Origin of the sequence: Gracilibacillus boraciitolerans JCM 21714, assembly GCF_000521485.1 — a bacterium.
GTDB lineage: Bacteria > Bacillota > Bacilli > Bacillales > Amphibacillaceae > Gracilibacillus > Gracilibacillus boraciitolerans.
On the sequence record NZ_BAVS01000020.1, the window covers coordinates 32,143 to 52,974 of the forward strand.

At 37.4% G+C, this 20,832-nt stretch carries 19 protein-coding genes, 1 tRNA gene and 7 pseudogenes; 26 read left to right on the plus strand and 1 reads right to left on the minus strand.

Going from position 1 to position 20,832, the window contains the following annotated elements; translation table 11 throughout:
* Position 1: 1 nt before the first annotated feature.
* The 6 genes and pseudogenes from yabN (at position 2) to JCM21714_RS12325 (ending at position 3,579) form a co-directional block, all read left to right on the plus strand.
* Positions 2 to 1,462: pseudogene (gene yabN / locus JCM21714_RS20545) on the plus strand (bifunctional methyltransferase/pyrophosphohydrolase YabN).
* 28 nt (positions 1,463 to 1,490) lie between these two features.
* A complete protein-coding gene (locus JCM21714_RS12305) occupies positions 1,491 to 1,754 on the plus strand; it encodes an RNA-binding S4 domain-containing protein (protein ID WP_035724755.1) in 264 nt (87 codons plus the stop codon).
* A gap of 69 nt (positions 1,755 to 1,823) precedes the next feature.
* A pseudogene (gene yabP, locus JCM21714_RS12310) lies at positions 1,824 to 2,122 on the plus strand (sporulation protein YabP).
* 32 nt (positions 2,123 to 2,154) lie between these two features.
* A complete protein-coding gene (yabQ, locus tag JCM21714_RS12315) occupies positions 2,155 to 2,466 on the plus strand; it encodes a spore cortex biosynthesis protein YabQ (protein WP_369403583.1) in 312 nt (103 codons plus the stop codon).
* Positions 2,467 to 2,706: 240 nt separating this feature from the next.
* The gene (locus JCM21714_RS12320; protein ID WP_035724756.1) at positions 2,707 to 3,084 is read left to right on the plus strand and encodes an FtsB family cell division protein; all 378 of its coding nucleotides are present in this window, start codon (positions 2,707 to 2,709) and stop codon (positions 3,082 to 3,084) included.
* A 74-nt stretch (positions 3,085 to 3,158) separates the two neighbouring features.
* A pseudogene (locus JCM21714_RS12325) lies at positions 3,159 to 3,579 on the plus strand (S1 domain-containing RNA-binding protein).
* 94 nt (positions 3,580 to 3,673) lie between these two features.
* Here the strand turns inward: JCM21714_RS12325 and JCM21714_RS12330 are convergent.
* Positions 3,674 to 3,747, minus strand: a tRNA-Met gene (locus JCM21714_RS12330).
* 367 nt (positions 3,748 to 4,114) lie between these two features.
* On the opposite strand from JCM21714_RS12330, the gene spoIIE reads away from it, so the two are divergent.
* The 20 genes and pseudogenes from spoIIE (at position 4,115) to lysS (ending at position 20,444) form a co-directional block, all read left to right on the plus strand.
* A complete protein-coding gene (gene spoIIE, locus JCM21714_RS12335) occupies positions 4,115 to 5,980 on the plus strand; it encodes a stage II sporulation protein E (RefSeq protein ID WP_369403579.1) in 1,866 nt (621 codons plus the stop codon).
* A 7-nt stretch (positions 5,981 to 5,987) separates the two neighbouring features.
* Entirely contained in the window at positions 5,988 to 6,341 is a 354-nt protein-coding gene (locus JCM21714_RS24240; RefSeq protein WP_369403580.1) for a SpoIIE family protein phosphatase, read from the plus strand.
* The gene (locus JCM21714_RS24245) at positions 6,334 to 6,588 is read left to right on the plus strand and encodes a SpoIIE family protein phosphatase (RefSeq protein ID WP_369403581.1); all 255 of its coding nucleotides are present in this window, start codon (positions 6,334 to 6,336) and stop codon (positions 6,586 to 6,588) included. Before JCM21714_RS24240 ends, JCM21714_RS24245 begins: the two co-directional genes overlap by 8 nt.
* A gap of 87 nt (positions 6,589 to 6,675) precedes the next feature.
* Positions 6,676 to 7,414 (plus strand): annotated as a pseudogene (locus tag JCM21714_RS12340) (VWA domain-containing protein).
* Positions 7,386 to 7,547 (plus strand): hypothetical protein, encoded by a 162-nt coding sequence (locus JCM21714_RS21665; protein WP_235182821.1) that lies wholly within the window; start codon positions 7,386 to 7,388, stop codon positions 7,545 to 7,547. The pseudogene JCM21714_RS12340 and the gene JCM21714_RS21665 overlap by 29 nt, the downstream one beginning before the upstream one ends.
* Positions 7,548 to 7,549: 2 nt before the next feature.
* Positions 7,550 to 7,756: a hypothetical protein gene (locus tag JCM21714_RS21670; RefSeq protein WP_052000579.1), complete on the plus strand. Its 207-nt coding sequence runs from the start codon at positions 7,550 to 7,552 to the stop codon at positions 7,754 to 7,756.
* 8 nt (positions 7,757 to 7,764) lie between these two features.
* Positions 7,765 to 8,328, plus strand: a complete 564-nt coding sequence (locus JCM21714_RS21675) for a hypothetical protein (protein WP_052000580.1) — start codon at positions 7,765 to 7,767, stop codon at positions 8,326 to 8,328.
* A gap of 65 nt (positions 8,329 to 8,393) precedes the next feature.
* Complete coding sequence (tilS, locus tag JCM21714_RS12350) at positions 8,394 to 9,806, plus strand: tRNA lysidine(34) synthetase TilS (protein WP_052000583.1); 1,413 nt, start codon at positions 8,394 to 8,396, stop codon at positions 9,804 to 9,806.
* A gap of 11 nt (positions 9,807 to 9,817) precedes the next feature.
* Positions 9,818 to 10,363, plus strand: a complete 546-nt coding sequence (gene hpt / locus JCM21714_RS12355) for a hypoxanthine phosphoribosyltransferase (protein WP_035724758.1) — start codon at positions 9,818 to 9,820, stop codon at positions 10,361 to 10,363.
* A gap of 98 nt (positions 10,364 to 10,461) precedes the next feature.
* Positions 10,462 to 12,498 (plus strand): annotated as a pseudogene (gene ftsH / locus JCM21714_RS12360) (ATP-dependent zinc metalloprotease FtsH).
* A gap of 440 nt (positions 12,499 to 12,938) precedes the next feature.
* Positions 12,939 to 13,718: a type III pantothenate kinase gene (locus JCM21714_RS12365; RefSeq protein WP_035724760.1), complete on the plus strand. Its 780-nt coding sequence runs from the start codon at positions 12,939 to 12,941 to the stop codon at positions 13,716 to 13,718.
* A gap of 18 nt (positions 13,719 to 13,736) precedes the next feature.
* Positions 13,737 to 14,612 carry an Hsp33 family molecular chaperone HslO gene (hslO, locus tag JCM21714_RS12370; RefSeq protein WP_035724762.1) on the plus strand — a complete coding sequence of 292 codons (876 nt, stop codon included), beginning with the start codon at positions 13,737 to 13,739 and terminating at the stop codon, positions 14,610 to 14,612.
* Between the two features lie 13 nt (positions 14,613 to 14,625).
* Positions 14,626 to 14,910, plus strand: coding sequence for a hypothetical protein (locus tag JCM21714_RS12375; protein ID WP_035724764.1), 285 nt, complete (start codon positions 14,626 to 14,628; stop codon positions 14,908 to 14,910).
* A 32-nt stretch (positions 14,911 to 14,942) separates the two neighbouring features.
* Complete coding sequence (locus JCM21714_RS12380) at positions 14,943 to 15,536, plus strand: peptidylprolyl isomerase (protein WP_035724767.1); 594 nt, start codon at positions 14,943 to 14,945, stop codon at positions 15,534 to 15,536.
* Between the two features lie 94 nt (positions 15,537 to 15,630).
* A pseudogene (cysK, locus tag JCM21714_RS12385) lies at positions 15,631 to 16,561 on the plus strand (cysteine synthase A).
* 200 nt (positions 16,562 to 16,761) lie between these two features.
* Positions 16,762 to 17,602 (plus strand): annotated as a pseudogene (folP, locus tag JCM21714_RS12390) (dihydropteroate synthase).
* Entirely contained in the window at positions 17,595 to 17,960 is a 366-nt protein-coding gene (gene folB, locus JCM21714_RS12395) for a dihydroneopterin aldolase (protein ID WP_035724768.1), read from the plus strand. Before folP ends, folB begins: the two are co-directional and overlap by 8 nt.
* Entirely contained in the window at positions 17,957 to 18,493 is a 537-nt protein-coding gene (folK, locus tag JCM21714_RS12400; protein ID WP_035724769.1) for a 2-amino-4-hydroxy-6-hydroxymethyldihydropteridine diphosphokinase, read from the plus strand. The genes folB and folK overlap by 4 nt, the downstream gene beginning before the upstream one ends.
* The gene (locus tag JCM21714_RS12405) at positions 18,442 to 18,657 is read left to right on the plus strand and encodes a helix-turn-helix domain-containing protein (RefSeq protein ID WP_035724771.1); all 216 of its coding nucleotides are present in this window, start codon (positions 18,442 to 18,444) and stop codon (positions 18,655 to 18,657) included. The genes folK and JCM21714_RS12405 overlap by 52 nt, the downstream gene beginning before the upstream one ends.
* Positions 18,658 to 18,959: 302 nt before the next feature.
* Positions 18,960 to 20,444, plus strand: coding sequence for a lysine--tRNA ligase (gene lysS, locus JCM21714_RS12410; protein WP_035724772.1), 1,485 nt, complete (start codon positions 18,960 to 18,962; stop codon positions 20,442 to 20,444).
* Positions 20,445 to 20,832 lie beyond the last annotated feature (388 nt).

Below are 20,832 nucleotides of genomic sequence, written 5' to 3' on the forward strand. Positions count from 1 at the left end.
TATGGAACCAAAGATAGAAATTATTGGACTTGGGGGGGCAGGTGATATTAATCAATTACCCCTTGGAATTTATCGTAAATTAATGAATGAAAGCATCACATGTTATGTTCGAACAATGGATCATCCTGTTATTAATACCTTACAAAAAGAAGCTATATTGTTTGAATCCTTTGATGATATTTACGAAAAACATGATCAGTTTGAAGCGGTTTATCAGGAAATCGCAAAAATTTTAGTAGCAAAGGCAAAAACGAATGGCAATATCGTCTATGCTGTACCAGGCCATCCGATGTTAGCAGAGCAAACCGTACAATTGTTATTGAAAAACACGGAAGTGAAAGTTGAGATTATTGGGGGGTCAAAGCTTTCTGGATGATTTATTCTCCGCCCTAAAAATTGATCCGATAGAAGGTTTCCAATTTTTAGATGCTACTTCCTTTGAAAGACAACAAGTACAATATCAACAGCATCTCGTGTTTTGCCAAGTATATGATCGTTTCATTGCATCAGAAATAAAGCTGACATTATTAGAGGATTTGCCTCCTGAGTATCCCGTTTATATTGTAGAGGCGGCAGGCAGTGTACAGGAAAAGATTAATAAGATCTCTTTAGTGGAATTAGATCAACAAATAACACTAAGTAATTTAACTAGTCTGTATATCCCACCGATAGAAAAGGAAAAATTAAATCATCAGTTTTTTCGTTTGAAGGAAGTGATTACGAGACTAAGAGGGCCGGGAGGATGTCCGTGGGATCAAAAACAAACACATGAATCTTTAAAGAAATATTTGATAGAAGAGAGCTATGAAGTAATAGAAGCAATAGATGCAGAAGATGATGATGCACTAGCAGAAGAACTAGGTGATGTATTATTACAAGTTCTTTTACATAGTCAAATTGGTGAAGAAGAAGGATTTTTTACAATCGATGACGTAATATATAGTATTACTGAAAAAATGATTAGGCGCCACCCACATGTATTTGGAGACCTTGAAGTTGTAGATGAGTCGGATGTAATAAAAAATTGGGAGCTCATTAAAAAAGAAGAAAAGGGAAAAACAGAGGAAAAAGTAATGGGCAGTTTAACGAAGGGTCTTCCGGCTCTGCTTCTAGCTGAAGAAATCCAAAAAAAGCTGCGAAAGCAGGATTTGACTGGATTGAGATAGAACCAATATGGGCAAAGGTCTATGAGGAGTTAGAAGAATTTAAAGAGGCCGTTCAACAAGGGAATATATCCGATCAGGAAAAAGAATTCGGAGATATTCTGTTTGCAATGATTAACATAGGGAGATATTATGAGATTAACCCAGAAACTGCTTTGATACGAACGAATCATAAATTTGTACAACGTTTTCAATTTGTAGAGCAACAAGTAAAAGAATCAAACAGAGAATGGGGGGGAACCTTCTCGTTAGCGGAGCTAGATCGTTTCTGGGAACAGGCAAAGCAATTTGACAGGTAATTATTATATAAAAGGAAGGGAATTATCTATGCGTCTAGATAAATTTTTGAAAGTCTCGCGTTTAATAAAGCGCAGAACCTTGGCAAAGGAAATCGCAGATCAAGGTAGAATTCTTGTGAATAATAATGTAGCCAAAGCTGCTACAACTATAGCGGTAGGGGGGGATGAATTAAAGATCCAATTTGGCCAAAAGCTGTTAACCATACAGATTGACCGTTTAAAGGAAACCGTCAAAAAAGATGAAGCAAGTGAGTTATATACGATAAAGCATGAAGAATATATCAAGCAATAGTTTTCATCAAAGTTCTAAACTTGTCCCTTTATTCATATATTAGTGGTGGATAAAAGGGAGGGAAATAAGATGGATTACTATGATAAAAAAACAATACCAGCACCGCAAATGGAACACCATGTAAAAATGACAAACCGTCGACTGCTGGAGATAGATGGCGTAAAAGAAGTCGATAGCTTTGATAGTGAAGAATTTCTCCTGCAAACAGTTATGGGATACCTTGTTATCCGTGGTGATAATTTACAGATGAAGAATTTAGATGTCGAAGCGGGACATGTATCTATTAAAGGTAAGATTTTTGAACTTTCCTATTTGGACGAGCAACATGGGAGAAAGCTAAAGGGCTGTTTAGCAAGCTTTTTAAATGACATTAAGCACGCAGTTCATCACCATGATATCTATGATATTATCAGGTATTTATCTGGGAGCGAGTTACTTTACTTTTAAGCGACTGGAACGGTTGTGGTTATCTAGCATAATATGGAAGTATATATTCGAATTTTTATTCTGGCTATTACAGGCTGTAATCCTTTATGTTATTCTATTTCTAATAAATGAAGGTGTTTTAAGGTTTTATGTGTTTTTAGCGATCATATGCGGTTATGCGATGTTTAAAGGTTTATTTGAACAAGCTATAGTCGCGTTAACGACATGGTTTTTCGAGCTATTTACCGGGTTTATCGTTTTTTTTACAAAACAATCGAACTATTAATTGTGAAGCCGGTTCTATTTCTTATCACAGTGCTTATCGTTAGTATTACAAAGGTTTTCACACTGGTTTTACAGCTCATAATTCTCTTGCTGAGAATAATAAGTTGGCCATTCAAGCCGGTCGTTTTGTTAGTATCTAAGTTATTTCCGGAAAAATGCATAAATATATACATCTTTTTAAACGGATTTATAGTAAAATAAGAAGAAATGAATAATATTTGCGAAGGAGGACATGGTGAAGATGCCGAAACGGAATAATATTTCACGAATAAATGACTCATTTATAAAGCAATATGATGCACAAATGGAGCGTCAACAACGCAAAAAAAAGAAACTACATCGCAGGTTAATGCTATTTGGTATCATTGTGGCAATCACCATGATAAGCCTCGTTACCTTTCATTTGGATCAACGAGCTAAATATCAGGGTATGCAGCAAGAGTATGGAGAGCTTTCAAATGAGTTAACAACCCTTCAAAAAGAAGAGAAAATGTTAACAGAGGAAATTGAGCTGTTAAACGATGAAGAATATTTATTGCAAATAGCAAAAACGAATTATTTCTTTACGGAAGAAGGAGAAATCGTCTTTAAATTTTCTGAAGAAGATCCCTCTTATTGACACCGTTTAAAATGCCTGGCTATAATATAAGTGTAGCATATTTTTTTTAAATTCTAAGGAGGAGCAATGTTTTTATGTCAATCGAAGTAGGCAGCAAGGTGCAGGGTAAGGTAACAGGTATCACTAATTTTGGGGCATTTATTGAGTTGCCTGGGGGGAAAAACAGGTCTTGTCCACATTAGTGAGGTTGCCGATAATTATGTAAAGGACATTAATGAACATTTGACTGTTGGAGATGAAGTAACCGTTAAAGTTCTTAATGTAGGAGACGATGGAAAAATTGGTTTATCTATTAAAAAGGCAAAGGATAACCCACCGCCGTCCAATCGTCGTAAAAATCAAGGAAGTCCAAAAAACAATAACCGCGATCGAGGCGAATCATTTGAACAGAAAATGAACCGTTTCTTAAAGGATTCTGAAGACCGCTTAGCTACACTTAAAAAGCATACAGAATCAAAACGTGGCGGTGGAGGCGGGGGGGCGAGAAAAGGCTAAACACTTGCTGTCTATGTTGTAGAGATAAGACGGATGTGACTCGTAATTATATATAAAAAAGCTATCGATTATATAATCGATAGCTTTTTGGGTATAGCGGCGGAGGGAATCGAACCCACGACCTTACGGGTATGAACCGTACGCTCTAGCCAGCTGAGCTACACCGCCACCATATTAAATTGAAATCTATCTTTCCTGAAAGACACAAATGAAATAATACACCAGCTAGCTTTATCTGTCAACAGTAAATATAACTATATTATCAAATTTAAATATTCTCCAAATTTAAACACCCTTCTCTTTTAATTCAAAAAAATATGGAATGACAATCGACATTAAAAACACAAAAAATAAATGGTGATTTGGCTTATTAATGAGATCTATTAAGCCTGTACCTGAAAAGCGTCATAAATGTAAGAAAGTGATATTACTTATATTTAGAAGAATAGCGTCGAACTTTTTAGAACGAAAGCTTCCTTAGTTTGACAAAAAATAAAAAGAAAGTGTGATTTAATTTGATAGAGGAGTGATATAAATGAACACATATACAGAAAATAAACCAAAATCTTTTCTTGCTAGTAATGCTTCTAGCTTAATGAATTTACAGAAGAAAGTTTACCGAACAGGGACAAAACTGTTGGTTGAGAAGGGTTTGCTGCTATGTCTTATTGGATTTCTATTAGGACGAGCTGTGATTTTATCAACTCTATCGCCGTTTGTGATAGCGTTTGTTGCAGCTGTATGGTTTTTGCGTAGAGATAAATTATTACCTCTCATTACCTTCTCTCTATTAGGAGCATTTACATACAGTGTTTCTCACAGCTTCTATATTTTCCTATCTATTTCTGTATTAATGGTGTTGTCTCTTTTTATCTATCAATCTAAGGCAGCGGAAAAGGTTCTGCCCATTTTCGTGTTTGTTGCTGCTTCAGTTTCCCGCATCAGTTTATATGCTATGACAACAAAGTTAACTTATCTGGAATGGATTATCGCATTAGTAGAAGGGGGGGTGCTAGCAGCTCTATTACTACTTATTTTTATGCAAAGCATTCCACTATTATCACCAAAACGATATAAACCATTATTAAAAAATGAAGAAATTGTCTGTTTCATTATTTTGTTAGCATCGATTCTTACCGGACTAATTGGTGTTGAAATTTATCAGGCTCAAATGGAGCAAGTTCTAGCCAGATACCTTGTTTTGGTGCTTTCATTAATTGGCGGGGCCGCTATTGGATCAACGGTTGGTGTAGTGGCGGGACTAATACTAAGTCTTGCGAATATAGCGAATATGTATCAAATGAGTTTGTTAGCCTTTGCTGGTTTGCTAGGTGGTTTATTAAAAGAAGGCAAAAAATTAGCAGTAGGCGTAGGACTTTTAATTAGTACTTTATTAGTAAGTTTATATGGTGATACTGTATCAACTTTAGCAGTAGCTTTATTGGAATCTGTCTTTGCAATTTTGCTGTTTTTTATTACACCAAGCAAATGGATTAAGCAGGTTGCCAAATATATTCCTGGAACCATTGAGCATACCAATGAACAAGAACAATATTTGCAAAAGGTTCGCAATGTAACTGCCCATCGCGTGGAGCGATTTTCCAATGTCTTTAAAGCACTCTCTCTCAGCTTTAAGACCGAGTCCTCTCAACTAAAGGAAGAGGAATTAGAAATAGATTATTATTTGAGCAACGTTACAGAAAAAACATGTCAAACATGCTTTAAGAAAGAATCGTGCTGGGTGCAGCAGTTTGATAAAACTTATCAGCTTATGCGAGATGTGAAAGATCAATTGGAAGTCGATAATCAATTAAATAATATTACGAACAGGCAATTTGAAAATCACTGCATTAAATCAAAGAAGGTGATGGATACGATGCAACAGGAATTATCCTTCTTTCAGGCTAACCAGCAATTAAAAAAGCAAGTTCTTGAAAGCAGGCGCTTTGTAGCTGATCAATTGGAAGGTGTATCAGAAGTAATGGAAAACTTCGCGATGGAAATATTAAAGGAGAAGGAAAATCATGAACAACAAGAAATTGAAATAGTGGCCGCTTTGAAGCATGTGGGTATCGAATTAGAGAAGTTAGATATTTATCGTCTGGAGAAAGGCAACATCGATATAGAAATGGTCATTTTATTTCAGCATTACCATGGAGAAGCAGCAAAGCTCATCGCACCAATTTTATCTGATATCCTTGATGAAACCGTGATTGTAGTAACAGAAGATTTATCTCCTTTAGCGAAGGGACATAGCTTTTTTACGTTTGGTTCTGCTCGAAAATTTGTCATTGATACCGGGGGGGTTGCCCATGCAGCAAAAGGAGGTGGCCTTGTTTCAGGTGACTGCTTCAAATCGATGGATTTAGGGGGGGCGGGGAAAGTACGCTTTAGCGATTAGTGATGGAATGGGGGGGAACGGGGACCGAGCGCATGAGGAAAGTACAGAAACACTACGATTGTTACAACAAATTCTTGAATCTGGATTACATGAACAAGTTGCCATTAAGTCGATAAATTCTATATTAGCTCTACGAACTAACGAAGAGATCTATGCAACCTTGGATTTGGCGATGATTGATTTACATCATGCAGCCGTTCGGTTTCTAAAGGTTGGTTCTACACCGAGTTTTATTTTGCGCCATGATTCAGTTGAGAAAATAGAAGCTAGCAATCTGCCGATAGGGATTTTAAAAGAAGTAGAGGTAGATGTTGTCAGTGCACAATTAAAGGCTGGGGGATTATTTAATTATGATGAGTGATGGAATTTTTGAAGGACCAAAGGAAATTGAAAATGTGGATATGTGGATAAAACGAAAACTGTTAGAAATGGAAACCAAAGAGCCACAAGCGATGGCAGATCTTCTATTAGAAGAAGTGATTCGTACACAAAAAGGGGGGGAAATAGAAGATGATATGACGGTATTGGTTGCTCAAATAAATGAAAACCAGCCACAGTGGGCACCAATTCGATCATTTCGTCATTTTGAAAGGGAAGATATCAGTTAATGAAATTGGGAAAACAGGTATAAACTCTCTGATTATTGGCGATCCTTACTAACAAAATCAGGACCAATAGCAGGAGGGAATTGTAACGTGCATACAGGGACTCTTAAACAAATACTTTTAATTACAGATGGTTGTTCTAATCAGGGGGGAAAATCCAGCACATATAGCTAGTATCGTTGCCGAACAAGGGATTACTGTAAATGTTATTGGAATATTGGAAGATGAGCAATCGGAGCAGCCGGAAGGATTAGAAGAAGTGGAAGAAATTGCGAGTTGCGGACAGGGAGTTAGTCAGATTGTTTATCGGGAAATGCTTGCACAGACTGTTCAGACCGTTACCAAGCAAGCCATGAATGAAACTTTACAGGGGGGGGTTGTAAACAAAGAATTAAAACAAATATTTGGTAACGAAAAGACGATGGAGGAATTACCCCCCAGATCAACGTGGAGAAGTAATGGAGGTAGTAGATGAACTAGGTGAGACGTGTGATCTGGAAGTGTTAGTGTTGGTTGATACCAGTGCCAGTATGACGAATAAATTACCGACCGTACAAGAAGCTTTAATCGATCTTTCGATTAGTATGAATGCGCGAATTGGACGGAGTCGTTTTGCTGTCTACCAATTTCCAGGCCGGAAAAATCGATTCACCTTTTGGTAGACTGGACATCCAAGCTTGAATCGATTTCCACCATTTTTGCCAAAATCACTAGTGGTGGCATTACACCGACAGGTCCGGCTCTAAAGGAAGCGATGTATCAATTCGGTAAAAAGACGCTGCGAAGGAGATTTATTAAAGATGATTACACAGACATCGAAGAAGCCTGATATCCTGTTAAAAAAAGGGCAAATCATTGCTGGTAAATGGCATCATCGTAACTATCAGGTAGTTAAAGAGTTAGGTCATGGTGCAATAGGCTCTGTTTATTTGTGTGTATATGCAAATAGACAAGTTGCCTGAAGATGAGTAAACAAAGTACGTCGATCAGTTCAGAAGTGAATGTCTTAAAGGCATTTCAATCGGTTCAAGGTTATCACCTTGGACCTTCTTTGATAGATGTCGATGATTATGAAACATCTGATGGCTATCAATATTCCTTTTATGTAATGGAATATATTTCCGGTGAAACGCTCCATGATTTTATTAGGCGCAATGGCATGAGTGGTTAGTATCCTTATTGATTAGCTTTGCGAAAGACTTACAGGTATTGCATAATGAAGGCTATGTTTTTGGAGATTTAAAAATAGAGAATTTAATCGTAACAAGAAAACCCGCACGATTAAGGTGGGTGGATGTAGGTGGTACCACATTACGTGGAAGGGCAATCAAGGAATATACAGAATTTTATGATCGAGCGTATTGGCAGTATGGATCAAGAAAAGCGGAACCTGGCTACGACTTGTTCGCATTAGCTATGATCATTTTACGAGTCTATTATCCTAATGGCTTTACAAGGGGAAGTAATCCGAAGAAAACCTTACAAACCAAAATAAATCAGGCTATTGATATAGCACCATTAAAACCATTATTACTAATGCTCATTGACGGTTCTATCAAAGATGCTAATCAGGTAAAGGACTTTATATTAACCTATTTTGTTCAGCAGAAAGACAAAATGGACCGAAGAGTTCTTTTGGCTAAACCCAAAAAGCAGCATGAGGGATATTATCCTTTTATCGAAATTGGGAGTATATTAACTATTGGAGGAGTTTGCTATCTCTATGTTACATTATTTATGTGATAAAAGGTTTTTTGTACATAGTATGTTAAATAGTGGGTAAGAAAATGGATGGGGGGGGGTGGTCCTTGAAAAAAACGATTCTTGATGATAAAGTTTTACCATTTATTCAAAAACATCAATTATTACATAATGGTGCAACCGTCTTAGTTGGGGGGGTGTCGGGTGGTGCAGACTCTTTATTGCTGCTACGTTATTTATTATCTATCCAACAATCCTGGCAATTAAAAATCATGGTTGTGTCGATTGACCATAGCTTGCGTGGTGCAGAATCAGCGAGTGATGTAAAATACGTGGAGAGTGTTTGTCAGGAATGGAACGTGCCTTTTACCTCGAAGAAAGTGGATGTAAACCAACGTAAAGCAGCACTAAAGGAAGGCACCCAAGTTGCAGCACGATCTTTGCGTTATCAGGCATTTGAAGAAACAATGAATGAAGTGAAGGCAGACCTATTGGCGTTAGCACATCATGGAGATGATCAGATTGAGACCATACTAATGCGCATAGTCAGACAATCTAATCCTTCATTACTAAAAGGGATACCAGTAAAAAGAAAGATGTCAAATGGATACATTATTAGACCTTTTTTATGCTTGACTAAAGATGAAATCTATCATTTCTGTCAAGACTATCAGATTATTCCAAGAGAAGATCCTTCTAACCAATCCACTGTATATACTCGTAATTATTTTCGTTTGAAGATATTACCTTTATTGAAGGAACAAGATCATCATGTCCACCAGCATGTACAAATGTTAACGGAACGTGTTGCAGAAGATCAGGTCTATCTCGAAACCAAGGCGTATGAAATGGTGAAGGAAACTGTCAACTTTACAGGAGAAGTCGCCTTTTTTGATATAAACGGTTTTGTCACATACCCGATTACTTTACAAAGACGAGCCTTTCATCTAATATTAAACTGTCTGTATCATGAATTTTCGCAGGATATCACCTATCAACATGAAGCAGATTTTTTTTCATTATTAAGGCAAGAGAAAAGTAATGTGTCGTTGGATTTCCCGGGATCATTAAAGGTAACCAAAAATTACGACGAGGTGCGATTCTATTTCCCGGTACCTGTAAAGGAAGAGTGGAAAAATCACCAGTTACTAAAGATTCCAAGTATAATAACTCTAACAGACGGTTCTAAGTTAACTATAAATTATACTTTGGAGAATACCGATGAAGACCATCATACTTTACATATTCCAGCAGAATGCGAGTCATTGCTGCCGCTAAGTATCAGGGTACGACAGCCAGGTGATCGAATGTATGTAAAAGGTTTAAAGGGGGGGCACAAGAAAGTAAAGGATATTTTTATTGATGAGAAAATACCCGCTTATAAAAGAGACAGTTGGCCACTAGTGTTTGGTGCTGATGGCACACTATTGTGGTTGGTTGGTCTGAAGAAGGCTGAAATCAAAGGAAAAAGTGCAATAGGAAAGTATATTATTCTGACATCAACGGATAGGAAGGAATAGGAGGCAGCATGATGCATGACGAAATCAAAGAAGTGCTTATATCTGAAGAACAGATCAAAGAAAAGTGTCAAGAAATAGGCAAGCAGTTAACAGAGGAGTATCAGGGTAAATATCCCTTGGCAATAGGAGTATTAAAAGGAGCCTTACCTTTTATGTCTGATGTGTTGCGTTCCGTTGATACCCATTTAGAAATGGACTTTATGGATGTGTCTAGTTACGGCAATGAAATGCGTTCTTCTGGTGAAGTAAAAATTGTAAAAGATCTTGATACACAAGTAGAAGGTCGCGATATTTTAATAATAGAGGATATCATTGATAGTGGACTTACCTTAAGCTATCTGGTGGACTTGTTTAAATACAGGAAGGCAAAATCCATTAAACTTGTTACTCTATTAGATAAACCAGAGGGAAGAACTGCCAATGTTAAGGCTGACATTGCAGGTTTTAATGTGCCAAATGAATTTGTAGTTGGTTATGGATTAGACTATCAAGAGAAATTTCGTAATCTTCCATATATCGGAATTTTAAAACCAGAAGTATATGGTGGAGAAGAATAATAAAAAATTTATGGTTAGTCGATTGTAATTAGTTGTCATAGTGTGTTTTTATATGGTACTATTTACTATAGTTTTCTCGTTTTGGGAGGAGGTAGGCAATGAATCGGATTATTCGTAATGTGATCCTTTATTTTTTAATATTTTTAGTGGTAATAGGGATCATATCAGTATTCAGCAGCCAAAATAATCAGGCTGAGGAATTAAAAGTAAGTGAGTTCATGCAAGCATTAGAAAATAACGAAATTAAGGAAATGGTAATGCGCCCTGCTAATGGTGTAATACGCATTGTTGGGGGAATTAGAAGCTGAGGACAAAAGCTTTGTTACTAATATTCTTAATAGTCCAGGTATTGTGGAAAGTGTAGAACAAACTGCCGAAGACCAAGGGATATTAAATGTGAAAGAAGAGGAACAACCAAGTGGATGGGTTACATTCCTGACAACCATGATTCCATTTGTTATTATATTCATTCTGTTTTTCTTTTTACTAAACCAAGCTCAGGGTGGCGGAAGCCGAGTAATGAACTTTGGCAAAAGTAAAGCAAAAATGTATAATGAAGAAAAGAAAAAGGTTGGTTTCCGTGATGTAGCAGGTGCGGATGAAGAGAAACAGGAATTAGTGGAAGTAGTAGACTTCCTAAAAGATCCTCGTAAGTTCACTGCTATTGGAGCTAAAATTCCTAAAGGGGGGTTTTATTAGTAGGTCCTCCTGGTACAGGTAAGACATTACTTGCAAGAGCTGTTGCAGGTGAAGCTGGAGTTCCGTTCTTCTCTATCAGTGGTTCTGACTTCGTTGAGATGTTCGTTGGTGTTGGTGCATCACGTGTTCGTGACTTATTTGAAAATGCGAAAAAAAATGCACCTTGTATCATCTTCATTGATGAAATAGATGCAGTTGGCCGTCAACGTGGCGCTGGTGTTGGTGGGGGACATGATGAACGTGAACAAACCCTTAACCAATTGCTAGTAGAGATGGATGGTTTCGGTGAAAATGAGGGAATTATCATTATCGCTGCAACAAACAGACCTGATATCCTGGATCCAGCCTTATTACGTCCAGGCCGTTTCGACCGTCAAATTACAGTAGATCGTCCAGACTTAAGAGGGCGAGAAGATGTGTTAAAAGTACATGCACGTAACAAACCATTTGCAGACGATGTGGAGTTAAAGACAATTGCAATGCGTACTCCAGGGTTCTCTGGTGCAGACTTAGAAAATCTTTTAAATGAATCGGCACTTGTCGCAGCAAGACATGACAAAAAGCAAATTGACATGGAAGATGTTGATGAGGCAATTGATCGTGTTATTGCAGGTCCAGCTAAGAAAAGCCGAGTTATTTCTAAAAAAGAAAGAAATATTGTAGCATATCATGAAAGTGGACATACCATTATTGGTATGGTATTAGATGATGCAGATATGGTTCATAAAGTAACAATTGTACCTCGTGGGCAAGCAGGCGGATATGCTGTGATGTTACCACGTGAGGATCGGTACTTTATGACAAAACCAGAATTGCTTGATAAAATCACAGGTCTATTAGGTGGTCGTGTATCAGAGGAAATTATTTTTGGTGAGGTAAGTACAGGTGCACATAATGACTTCCAGCGTGCCACCGGAATTGCTCGTAAGATGGTAATGGAATATGGTATGAGTGATAAAATTGGTCCAATACAATTCGGTAATACCAATAGCCAGGTATTCTTAGGAAGAGATATGCAAAATGAGCAGAACTATAGTGATGCGATTGCATTTGAAATTGACAAAGAAGTACAAAACCTTATCAATATATCTTATGAGCGAGCTAGACAAATTCTAACAGAAAATCAAGATAAGCTAAGACTTGTGGCGAAGACTTTATTAGAAATAGAAACGTTAGATGCGAAACAGATTAAGTCATTATTTGATGATGGAGTATTACCAGAGCCTGTTGTTTTTAAACAAGAAGGAGAAGATAAAGCTCCTGAAAACAAAGAAAATGACGATGCTGATGATACGGAAGATGATAAATCTTCTGATCTAAAAGTAAACATCCAGTCAAAGTCTGAGGAAAGTTACTTTGATAAGGACTCTGACAGCTATTTTGATAAAGACAAAGATACACCAACAGATAGTTCTGAAGATAAAGACAAACAATAACACCCAAGAGACTTAGACAAAAGTGACTTGAAATAAGTAAAAGCCGAACGATAATGCGAATTCTAATGAGAATTTATTATTGTTCGGCTTTTTTAATTGGATAGTAGGAAGATAATGCGCAGGAGCAAATCAACAGCGCAGGCGTTCGCTTTCACTCCTACGGGATGTTTTTCTCCGAAGATCCACTTTGGCTTGCCGAAGTTAGCTGAGGAGAAACCCGTGGAAAGGAAAGTGGACAAGCTGGAGTGGTTTTTACGCATATCATTCCTTATTATATAGAATATATATTTACTTAATTAGTCCTATGAATACGGATTTGATATCATGGGTAAATGGGGGGGAGACTTTAGAGTTTAATCAATTAACTTGCGAGCAGAGGGTTGCAAGCTATACAATATGAAAATAAGCAATGACTATTATTAAATATAGCGGAGGATACTATGATTTTTGTATTAGATGTAGGAAATACCAATACAGTTTTAGGCGTATTTCGCGATGGACAGTTAACCTATCAATGGCGAATGCAAACAGATAAGAACAAAACCGAAGATGAATATGCCATGTTTATTAAATCGTTGTTGGAGCATGAAGGGTTAACCTTTTCTGACATTAACGGAATAATCATTTCATCTGTAGTACCACCAATTCTATTCGCCCTTCAACGAATGGCAGATAAATACTTCTATAGCAGTCCGATGATAATTGGGGACGATAAGGTGAACCCTTATTTAAAAATGAAATACCCTAATCCTAAAGAATTAGGTGCTGACAGAGTCGTCAATGCAGTGGGCGTCATTAAAGAATATGGTTCGCCAAGTATTATTATTGATTTTGGTACAGCCACCACCTATTGCTATATTAATAATCAGGACGAATATGTAAGTGGTGTTATTACACCTGGTATTAATATTTCATTAGAAGCACTCTATCAAAATGCTGCAAAGCTTCCTAAGATTGAATTAAAGAAACCGGCAGCAGTATTAGGTAATTCTACGATTGAAGCAATGCAATCGGGTGTATATTTTGGATATGTGGGACAAGTAGATGCTGTAGTGAATCGTATAAAACAGGAAACAGGTGGACAGCCCCAAGTTATTGCTACTGGAGGCTTAGCAACATTGATAGCTAAGGATTCTTCTGTGATCGATATTGTCGATCCTTATTTAACTTTAAAAGGGTTGTATGAGATATATAAACAGAACGAGCAAGATTTTTTTTAAGAGAAAGGAAGATATAGAGTGGATGATTATTTACTAAAGGCAACCGGGTACAACGGGGGGGACGTGAGAGCTTACGCAATACGTACAACAAATACGGTGGAAGAGGCAAGAAAAAGACAGGATACGTGGGCGACCGCATCTGCTGCCCTTGGACGGACGATTACAATAACCACCATGCTAGGAGCTATGCTCAAAGGCGAAGATAAATTAACGGTAAAGGTGGAAGGTAATGGCCCGATGGGAGCGATCATTGCTGATGCGAATGCAAAAGGACAAGTAAGAGGCTATTGCATCAATTCCCACGTTGATTTTGAGACAAATGAACAAGGTAAGTTAGATGTGAAAAGAGCAGTAGGAACAGAAGGCACACTTAGTATCGTAAAGGATCTAGGCTTGAAAACAAATTTTACAGGACAAGTACCAATTATTTCGGGAGAGATAAGTGAGGATTTCACATATTATTTAGCAAATTCAGAGCAGGTTCCGTCAGCTGTTGGTGCTGGTGTATTAGTCAATCCTGATCACAGCATTTTAGCTGCTGGCGGATTTATTGTGCAAATGATGCCTGATGCTTCTGAAGATACGATTACTAAAATAGAAGCGAGTATTGCGGAGATTCCTCCAATCTCAACTATGATTCAACACGGAAAGACACCTGAAGAGATATTAGATGCTATTATAGGTGCAGACCATTTAAAAATTCATGAAAAGTCTCCAGTGGAATTTTCCTGCCCTTGCTCCAAAGAGAGATTAGAAACTGCCATTCAGGGTTTAGGAAATGAGGAGATCGACGCGATGATTCGCGAAGATCATGGCGCTACGGCATCTTGTCATTTTTGTAATGAAACATATTCATTTACTATTAATGAATTAAAAGCTTTAAAGACGCATTAGGGGGGAGTAATAGTTGAAGATATCACGTCTTGTATTATGGTCTATTATTTTGCTATTACTCATAACAAATCTAACGACAATTCTTCTGTTATCAGGAAAAAATAACGAAGATGCATATATACTAAGTAACAATAATAAAATAGATCGTAATAAACCGTTGGCAGAAATTGAAAAAGAAGAGATTATGTATCAGGATTGGATGGCAAAGCTGATTAATAAGCATGGAGAACAAGTCTTAAATGAAATGATTGACAAGGAAGTTATCTTCCAATTAGCCAACGGGAAGATATCGAAATAGAGCCTAAGATAGTAGAACGCGAGATAGCAAGAATGATGGTGATGCAAGGATTATTATCTAAAGAGAAGCGCGAGCAAAAAATAACAGAATGGACCGAACAAATTAAGTATCGTTATTTTTTGCAATATTTATTAACGAAAGATATTTCTGTTTCTGCATCTGAAATACAAGAGTATTACAATAACTATCAAAACCAATATCAATTTGATGATACAGTCCAGTTGTCCCATATTTTAGTGTCCGGCCAAGAGGAAGCGGAGTATGCGATAGCAAAGCTAGAAGAAGAGTCTTTCTCGAAAGTAGCTAAGGAGTTTTCAATTGACGCAGAAACGGCTGATCAAGGGGGGGGCTATTTAGGGTATTATTCTGAGACGAGCAGTTTTATTCCTGAGGTGTATTATGAAACAGCTTCTTCCATGGAAGAAGGGACATATAGTAGTCCGATTCAGGTAGGGAATGAGTATGCAATAATTTTCCATCATCAACATCTTCCTGCCATCAATTTAAATTATGATGAAGCATTTCAAGAAGTGAAACAGGATATAGCATTGCCTGAAACGACTGAAGAAGTAGATGGATCTCAATTATGGAATCAATTAGAAGTTGATTTCTTGTATAAAGAGTAATAAGTCATAGATTTACAAGTTGACAAATGTAGGCAGTTTCATGTACATTGTATATAAAACCAATTATATTACTTGGAATTGAGGAGGAACTGAAATGAAAGTAGCTCAAAATATTGCGGAACTTATTGGAAACACTCCGATTGTAAAGTTGAATCGGACAGCAGATCCGGAAAGTGCTGAGATTTATGTAAAACTGGAATATGCAAATCCTGGTAGTTCGGTAAAAGACAGGATTGCATTAGCGATGGTGGAAGCTGCAGAAGAGGATGGTACTCTAAAAGATGGGGATACTATCATTGAACCTACTAGTGGGAATACTGGAATTGGTTTAGCGTTGATTGCTGCAATTAAAGGGTATAAGGCGATTCTGGTAATGCCTGATACAATGAGTATGGAAAGGCGTAACCTATTGCGGGCATATGGTGCAGAACTAATTCTTACACCAGGTGCGGAAGGCATGAAAGGTGCAATTGCAAAAGCAACTGAATTACAGAAAGAGCACGGCTATTTTATGCCACAACAGTTTAATAATCCTGCAAATCCAGCTGCACATGCTCGTACAACAGGTAAAGAAATTGTGGAACAAATGGGTGATCAACTAGATGCGTTTGTTTCTGGAATCGGAACAGGTGGAACAATTACGGGTGCAGGTAAAGTATTGAAAAATCAGTATAAAGATATTAAAATCTTTGCGGTGGAACCAGCAGATTCAGCCGTATTATCTGGTGGTAAACCTGGTCCTCATAAGATCCAGGGGGATTGGAGCAGGATTTGTGCCAGAAGTATTAGACACAGATGTTTATGATGAAGTTATCACGGTAACAAATGATCAGGCATATGAAACAGCTAGAGAAGCCGCAAAAAAAGACGGCGTTTTAGGCGGAGTATCCTCAGGTGCTGCCATTTATGCGGCGAAGCAGGTAGCTCAAAAACTTGGCAAAGGAAAAAAAGTGCTTGCCATTTTGCCTAGTAACGGGGGGGAGCGTTATCTATCTACTCCTCTTTATCAATTTGATGAGGAATAAAAAGAGGAACTGGCGACGGTTGTAAAACTTTTATTTTTAAAAGAAGTGGGATTTTCCCTGCGATGGGACTCTCGCGAGACAGTTAACGTAGCGGTAAACTCAACGACCATCTGAAAAGGTGGTCGTTTTTTATCTTTATATGTGTTATAATCTTTTGTTATGAACATTATTTAATTTTTATGTATACGAGGACGGATATCATGGAAAAATGGTTGTGCACAAAATTAAAGAACTATTACTATCCAAATAAAACTTTGGTGATGGGAATTCTTAATGTTACACCAGATTCTTTTTCTGATGGTGGGAAATATAACGAGATCGATCATGCCATTCGACAGGCAAAAAAGTTGGAAACTGATGGGGGGGCAGATATTATTGATATTGGTGGGGAATCCACCAGGCCTGGACATACACCTGTAACCGAACAAGAGGAATTAGAGCGGGTTATTCCAGTTATAGAAGCGATTGTTAAGGAAGTAACGGTCCCGATATCTATTGATACCTTTAAATCGAAAGTAGCGAGATTATCTCTTGAAGCTGGTGCATCTATTATTAATGATATATGGGGGAGCCAAAAGGGAGCCAGCAATTGCAAAGGTGGCTGCAGAGTTTGAAGCACCAATTATTTTGATGCATAACCGGGAAAAACCTATGTATTATTCTTTGATAGATGATATCTTAACAGATCTGAAGGAAAGTATTCAAATAGCGCTAGATGCAGGAGTTAAAGCAGAACAGATTATCGTTGACCCCGGTATAGGATTTGCCAAAACCTATGAAGAGAATATAAAGACTTTGCAACAATTAGACAGGCTGAGAGAGTTAGATTACCCTGTATTATTAGGAACTTCGAGAAAATCTATTATAGCGAAAACGTTGAATTTACCTGTTGATGAACGTGACGAAGGAACAGGAGCAACCGTATGTTATGGAATGATGAAGGGTTGTGAAATTGTTCGCGTTCATAATGTAGAGATGAATGTACGAATGGTAAAAATGATGGATAAGTTATTAGGTAAGGGTGGTGAGCGAAATGGATAAGATTTATTTAAATGAGATGGTTTTTTATGGTTTTCATGGAGTCTTCCCCGAAGAAAAGAAATTGGGACAACGATTTCTTGTCAATCTAATGTTAGAGGTGGATCTAAAAAAGGCGGGAGAATCAGATGATATTGATCAGTCTATAGATTATGGATATGTTTATCAATTAACCAGGGAGGTCTTGGAAGGTCCGTCTAAAAATCTATTAGAAGCGGTTGCGGAGGAGCTCTCAACGGTATTACTTTCCCGTTTTAATTTGCTAAAGGCGTGCACTGTAAAAGTGATTAAGCCTGATCCACCAATTCCAGGACATTATCAATCAGTTGCAGTGGAAATTTACCGGGAGCAGTCATTATGAACAAAGCGTATATAGCATTAGGATCTAATATTCAACCGAGACTCCATTATTTGCATCAGGCAATTGATATATTATCCGATCATCCAAATGTTGAAGTCTTGAAACAATCGTCCATTTATGAAACGGAGCCAGTAGGATATACGGAGCAAGGACAATTTTTAAATATGGTTTTGGAAATTATAACTGATTTAGAGCCTCATCTTTTATTAGATGTGTGCCAAGCAATTGAAAGAAAGTTAGGACGAAAGCGTGATATAAGATGGGGCCCAAGGACAATCGATCTTGACGTTTTAGATTATAATCAGGAAAATATAGAAACAGAAAGATTGAGGTTACCACATCCTCGATTACATGAAAGGGCATTTGTATTAATTCCTTTAGCGGAACTAAGTGAACAATTATATATAACGGATCAACAATGTAATGTCTCAGAATTATTAAAACATATACCTGCACAGGATAAAAAAGGGGGGGTCAACAGATGGAAGCAAACAATTGGGGGGGTAAACGAATCAAAGCCTTTCGGAAGCTAAAGGGATATACACAGATTGAATTTGCAGATAAATTAGGGCTATCTGTTTCTTATCTGGGGGGGGAGGTGGAAAGAGATAAGCGACAGCCATCAGCAAAAAACCTGGAGGAAATAGCTGCCTGTCTTCAAATATCGATTGAAGAATTACAACCGAGGGAAAAATAAATTTTTGGTGTTTCACACGATTATTGGTAATGACTGTGCAATTTGCAGATGCTAATAATGTGTATCCCGCCAATATCTATATGCGATGGCCGGCTTTAACTGATTTCACAGAAGGTGCGCTGTCTTATCATTTGCAAGAATAAGAACAATCAGCAAACGTGCCTTTAAGCTTGAACTTATTGACATGTAAGCATTCCTTTTCTATACTATTTATGAATGTATTGCTGCCAGTACGATGCTGGCAGTTTTTTGATATAAGAGACAGACGGTATAACTATTTAACTATATAAGAGGTGAACAGAATGAGCGAAGAACTTAATGAACAGATGCGAGTGAGACTGGAAAAAATGCAAAATTACCGCGAACAAGGTATCGATCCATTTGGAGATAAATTTGTGCGTACTCATTTTGCGGAGGATCTGTTAGAGAGCTATCAGCAGTTCTCAAAAGAAGAGCTAGAGGAGAAAGCAATTAAAACAACAGTTGCAGGGAGAATTATGACGAAGCGAGGCAAAGGTAAAGCGGGCTTTTCTCATATTCAGGACCTAAGTGGTCAAATTCAATTATATGTGCGTAAAGATAAAATTGGAGATGACGCTTATGAAATTTTTAAATCTGCTGATCTTGGTGATATTGTAGGAGTTACAGGTACGGTTTTTAAAACGAATGTTGGGGAACTTTCAGTTAAGGCGGATAAGTTTACGATGTTAACGAAGGCATTACGTCCGTTGCCAGAGAAATTTCACGGTTTAAAAGATGTGGAGCAACGTTATCGTCAAAGATATCTGGATCTAATAACAAACATGGACAGCAAAAATACATTTGTCCTTCGCAGTAAGATTATTCAGTCAATGCGTCGTTACTTGGATGAGAGAGGTTTTCTTGAGGTGGAGACGCCTATGATGCATGGGATTGCAGGTGGAGCATCAGCACGGCCATTTAAAACACACCACAATGCATTAGACATTCCATTGTATATGCGAATTGCAATTGAACTACACTTAAAGCGTTTAGTAATTGGTGGTATGGAAAAAGTATATGAAATAGGAAGAGTATTTCGGAATGAAGGTGTATCGACCAGACATAACCCAGAGTTTACGATGATTGAATTATACGAAGCATATGCAGATTATCACGATATTATGGAGCTTGTAGAGAATCTTGTAGCGCATCTTGCTAAAGATGTCATGGGATCTACTAAAATAATGTATGGGGGGGAGTATGAAGTCGATTTAGAACCTCGATGGACAAGACTTCATATGGTGGATGCTATTAAAGAAGAGACTGGTGTAGACTTTTGGAAGAAAATGTCTGACCAAGATGCGATAGCTTTAGCCAATGAACACGGTGTTGAAATTAAAGAAGGAATGACTTACGGCCATATTGTTAATGAATTCTTTGAACAAAAGGTGGAGGAGACATTGATACAGCCAACCTTTATATACGGTCATCCTCTTGAAATTTCACCTTTAGCTAAGAAAAATAAAGACGATGAACGTTTTACTGATCGATTTGAACTATTTATAGTTGGGCGTGAACATGCAAATGCATTCTCTGAGTTAAATGATCCTATTGATCAAAGGGAAAGGTTTGAAGCACAAGTCAAGGAGAAAGAGCAAGGTAATGACGAAGCTCATGAAATGGATGAGGATTTCTTAGAAGCTCTAGAGTATGGTATGCCGCCAACTGGTGGCTTAGGTATAGGAATTGATAGATTAGTGATGCTGTTAACTAATTCTCCATCTATTAGAGATGTGCTATTATTCCCACAAATGCGTAATAAATAGGCTTGAAACTAAGTTAGATAAAAGTCAAATGATAAAAGTAAAATCCGAACGTTGATGTGAATTCTATGAGAATTTATTATCGTTCGGATTTTTTAGTTGCATAATAGGAACATAATGTGTATTAGCTCCAGTAGCCATTTTGAAAGTTTGAATGTTTCATGATTTGGCTATGTGACAGAGTGCAATTGATATGTTCCAGTCTTATTTTTAGCTGGATTAAAGTTTTCTACACAAAAATTCAATTTGTTGTTGACACAATAATTTAAAATATGGTATATTATTAACCGTCGCTGAAAACGACAAAACAAAATTATTATCTTCGAAAGAACAACAGGAATTAAAATAACTTTTAAAAAGTTATTGACATTAACTGCTGAGGATGATATGC